This is a genomic window from Alcanivorax sp. HI0083 (assembly GCF_001635175.1).
This window is the reverse complement of record NZ_LWFX01001507.1, coordinates 1-807: the sequence shown is the minus strand read 5'-3', so window position 1 is coordinate 807 and position 807 is coordinate 1. Positions and strand designations below refer to the sequence as shown.

Below are 807 nucleotides of genomic sequence, written 5' to 3'. Positions count from 1 at the left end.
GAGTATCGTGATGGTGACTTCACCGGTTTCCAGCCCGGACGGTATTTCGCCCAGTATATTGACGTCCACGGGGGTGCCTCGGAGTACGGAACCAGCGGGTACTCGCAGTGGAACGGCATTAGGAAAGTTGGGAGCAAAAGCCAGATCTGCAGCTAGATCCCCGCTCAACCCGGTAAATGATTCATCTCCCAGCACAAAGGATTGTACTGGCACCTGATTGATCGGGTTGCCGGTTAAAGTTGACACTAGTCCAGGTTGCTCAGCTCCAAGACTGCCAACTTTTAGAACGGATGTAGCACGGGGAAGAGTGGCTTCCGGAACAAAAGTCCGATTGTACTCCGGCAACTGTTCACCGGTAGTCTGGGCCCGCAGCCCAGCAATCGTTAGTGTGTGTTCCACAGGTTTCAGATCCTGGTCAGGATCCAGTGTCAGGTAACGACCCTGCAAAAATAGCGATGCGGGAACCAACTTGCCGAGGTTGTCACGAAGTTGAACCGATCCGGTTTCGCCATATGCTGTGCTGGTCGGATCAACCGTTTGGTTAAACGACATCCTGAAGGTGCTCATGTCGTTGGGATGGCTGGCATCATCAATCGGCTCTAGCAATGACGGTTGGTCTAGAGGAGTGGCTGAAAGCAGGGTGAAAGAGCCGCTTCCCATGGTTTGCGATGCGCCGGCTTGACTGCCTGCAGTCCGAAACCGAACGCGGGCCACGGAGTTATCATCAATGGCTCCAAGGCCATCATCGTTGACAACCAGATGGTACGCTTCCGCCGGAGCCAGCCGCGATTGAGGATACAGGGCCAG

1 pseudogene is annotated in these 807 nt (G+C 54.8%); it reads right to left on the bottom strand.

Annotated features, from left to right (window positions below):
* Positions 1–807: pseudogene (locus A3754_RS22770) on the bottom strand (hypothetical protein); the annotation flags it as partial.